Annotated in this window: 3 protein-coding genes; 1 reads left to right on the top strand and 2 read right to left on the bottom strand. The window is 72.1% G+C overall.

Features of this window, described 5'->3' with window-relative positions:
* Positions 1–39: 39 nt before the first annotated feature.
* Both ACFVZW_RS36920 and ACFVZW_RS36915 read right to left on the bottom strand, forming a co-directional pair.
* Entirely contained in the window at positions 40–624 is a 585-nt protein-coding gene (locus tag ACFVZW_RS36920; protein WP_384530960.1) for a GNAT family N-acetyltransferase, read from the bottom strand.
* Between the two features lie 83 nt (positions 625–707).
* Entirely contained in the window at positions 708–1,508 is an 801-nt protein-coding gene (locus ACFVZW_RS36915; protein ID WP_384530958.1) for an alpha/beta fold hydrolase, read from the bottom strand.
* A 697-nt stretch (positions 1,509–2,205) separates the two neighbouring features.
* Between ACFVZW_RS36915 and ACFVZW_RS36910 the strand changes: the two genes are divergently transcribed.
* Entirely contained in the window at positions 2,206–3,162 is a 957-nt protein-coding gene (locus tag ACFVZW_RS36910; protein WP_384530956.1) for a TauD/TfdA family dioxygenase, read from the top strand.
* The last annotated feature ends 69 nt before the right edge of the window (positions 3,163–3,231 follow it).

Raw genomic sequence — 3,231 nt, 5'->3', positions numbered from 1 at the left:
GGGCAAGAGCCCCGCGGCAACCGCCGCATACCCGCGCCGCTACAGGTCGCCCGCCGGCATCGCCCGCGGGTCGTGCGGCAGCGGCCAGGGAGCGAGCCGTGGGTCGGGGATCGGCTTGTCCGCCGTCTCCACCTCGGCCGTCTCGAATCCGCGGGCCAGATAGTTGCGCACGGCGTGGCGGTGGTCGAGCGTGCTGGTGCGCAGAAAGACGTGCGACGTGGGCCCGGCTCCCGGGCTCCAGTCGACACCGCCGCGCCAGGCGTTCTCCACACAGGCGGTCAGCAGCGCACCGCCCAGGCCCTGCCCGTAGAACTGCGGCAGGAGGCCGAACAGCACGATCTCCACCGCGCCGCCCGACCGTGTCTGCAGCTCGAAGAAGCCGGCGACGGTGCCCCGGACCGTGGCGATCCAGGTCGCCACGGAGTCGTGGCTGACCCATGCCTCCCAGGTCTCGTGGTCCCACGCGAACCGGTCCGTCCAGCACACCCGGGAGCCCACCGCCGCGTACAGAGCACGGCTCAGGTCGATCGACGGCACCTGGGACCGCTCCACCCGCATGGGCACGCTCGCGCCCACCGGGCGCAGCTGCTCGGGCGAGGACATCCGGAGTGTCCACGTGGTCACTCCGCGCCGCATGGTCTTCGCCGCGGGTTCCGAATCAATTGTCTCTGTCTGTGTCACAGCGAGCCCTCACGTGTGATGGAGCCTCAGTACTTGGCGAGGAACTCGAGGATCGCGGCGTTGACCACGTCAGGGCGCTCCAGGTTGCCGAGGTGTCCGCAGTCGGGGATCTCCACGTGGTCGCAGCCCGGAATGGCGTCCGCGACCTCGGCCACCAGGTGTGGCGGGCAGATGAGGTCGTCGGCGAACGCGATCGTGCGACACGGCACGGCGATCGTGCGCAGCGCGTCGCGGCGGTCGCCCGCCCGGTCCACCCCGGCCTGGCCGCCACCGCTCGTGCCGCCGCCGGTCAGCTCGAAGATCTCCAGCCAGCCGGAGGCCGCCGCGTCGTCGTTCAGGGTCGCCGGGGACAGCATTTCCAGGACCGTGCGCATCGCCTCGTAACTCGGCGGCAGCCGCACACCGCTCTCCCGCAGCGCCCGGTCCGCCTCCGTCATGGCCCGCCGCGTCGCGTCGGAACGCGCGCGCGTGGCGATCAGGACGGCAGAGCGGACCAGGTGCGGTGCCTGGCAGGCCACTTCCTGGGCGATCATCGCGCCCATGGACGTGCCGACGATGCGGCACGGGCCGAGGTTCAGGGCCTCGATCAGGCCTCGGGTGTCGGCCGCCATCTCGGCGAGCGTGTACATCCCGGGAGGCGAGTCGGAGGCGCCGATGCCCCGGTTGTCGAAGATGATCGTCTCGTAGCCCGCCTCGTTGAGCGCCGGCGTCTGGTGCGTGGTCCAGACGTGGCCGGCGGCACCCGAGCCCATGATGAGGAGCACCGGCTCCCCTTGGCCCGAGCGCTGGTAGGAGAGCCGGATGCCATTGGAGGTCACATAGGGCATGGCGCGCCCTCGGTCACAGTCATGGGGTGCAAGAGGGTCTCCAGTCGTCGTGGGAGCACGCGTGGACGAAGGGCGTGGGGGAGGCCGGCCGGTGCCGGGCGGCCCGACATCCGTCGGGCGCACCACCATGACATCGCCCCAACTCGTCCATCAAGCCTGTCTGTTGACGCCCACCTCGGGCCCGTGCGCGCTGTTCGACCGGTCCCTGCACGCAGTTGAACGAACAGGCGGCGGCCGTTGACCCGGGCTGTGCGGCCGGGCGCATAGTGGGTCTCCGGCCGTGCCCGTCACCAAGTTCGACGCGGACCGGCCGCCCCGGGGGCCCGTCCCCGAACGCTTCCGGCTCCGCCCCAGGAATCCCCCGTCCCGGCGGAGCCGGAAGTCCGGACGCCGGCCCGCCGGGTCCCGGCACCCCGGCCACGGTCTCCGGCCCTGACCCGGCTCCCGGGCCTCCAGGCCCAGATGGCCGACGAGCCGGGCCGGGTGAGCCGCGACCGTCGGCACGCGCGGCCACGGGCACACCGGCGCCGCTCGCGCGTCCCCCGGCCGCCTCGGCCTGCACCGAGCACCGGCACCACCGCCCGGGGGCCGGCCTGCGGGCCCGACACGACGGAACAGGTGTTCCAGCACGACCCCGCGGCCCGGTCGCGCCGCGGGACCACGGACGAGGTAGCAAGCAAACGGAGAAGAGGCCGGCATGACCGACACCAGGGGAACCACCGACCCCGCGAACTGGAAGCCGCTGGAGCTGCGCCCCGAGGGCGGCGGCACCGGCGCCGAAGGGATTCGAGAAGTTCTCGCCGGAACAGGCGACTTCGCCCAGCTGCTCGCTCGCGAGAAGGCCGTCGTGTTCCGCGGCTTCGGGGTCGCCGAGCACGACGTCGAGACCGCGATGGACCTGCTGCTGCCGAACCGGCTCGCCTACACGCACGGCACCTCGCCGCGTACCAAAGTCGGCGGGAACCTCTACACGTCCACCGAGTACCCGCAGCACATGACCATCGCCATGCACAACGAGCTGTCCTACAGCCACCAATGGCCCGAACGGCTCTTCTTCTACTGCGCCACCACCCCCGGCTCCGGCGGCGCGACGCCCGTCGTCGACGGAGGCCTGTGGCTGGACTCCCTCGACGAGGAGGTGCGGGACGCGTTCGCGGCCGGCATTCGTTACACCCAGAACCTCCATGACGGCTTCGGACTAGGCCGCAGCTGGCGCCAGACCTTCGAGACCGACGACCGCACCGTCGTCGAATCCTTCCTCGAACAGGGGGAGTTCGACTGGCGGTGGATGCCCGACGGCGGGCTGCGCATGATCAGCCCGATCCGCCCGGCCACCGTCAAGCACCCCCACTCCGGCACCGAGGTCTGGTTCAACCAGGCGGACCACTTCCACCCGGCCGCGCTCGGCGACGAGACCTCCCGCGAGCTGGCGCAGATCCTCCCTCCGGAGGAACTGCCCCAGTCCGTCACCTTCGCCGACGGCAGTCCCATCCCCGACGCCCACATCCTGCACATCCACGACCGGGGTCTGGAGGTCGCCGTCGACGTCGACTGGCGCCAGGGCGATCTGATGGTCATCGACAACGTCGCGGTCGGCCACGGCCGGCGCCCCTTCGGCGGGGACCGCCGGGTCCTGGTGGCCATGTCCGGCTGAAGCCCTGCGCCACGCGTGAAGGGGCCCCCCACGCCGCGGTGGGCCCCATCCCCCGGGGCGGGGCGCAGG

The organism is Streptomyces sp. NPDC059567 (genome assembly GCF_042735655.1).
Lineage (GTDB): Bacteria > Actinomycetota > Actinomycetes > Streptomycetales > Streptomycetaceae > Streptomyces.
This window is presented reverse-complemented; position numbering and strand designations above follow the sequence as displayed.

Bases quoted from the DNA above. Each gene is read 5' to 3' on its own strand.
- ACFVZW_RS36915 (WP_384530958.1), bottom strand. From the start codon at position 1,508: ATGCCCTATGTGACCTCCAATGGCATCCGGCTCTCCTACCAGCGCTCG.
- ACFVZW_RS36910 (WP_384530956.1), top strand. From the start codon at position 2,206: ATGACCGACACCAGGGGAACCACCGACCCCGCGAACTGGAAGCCGCTG.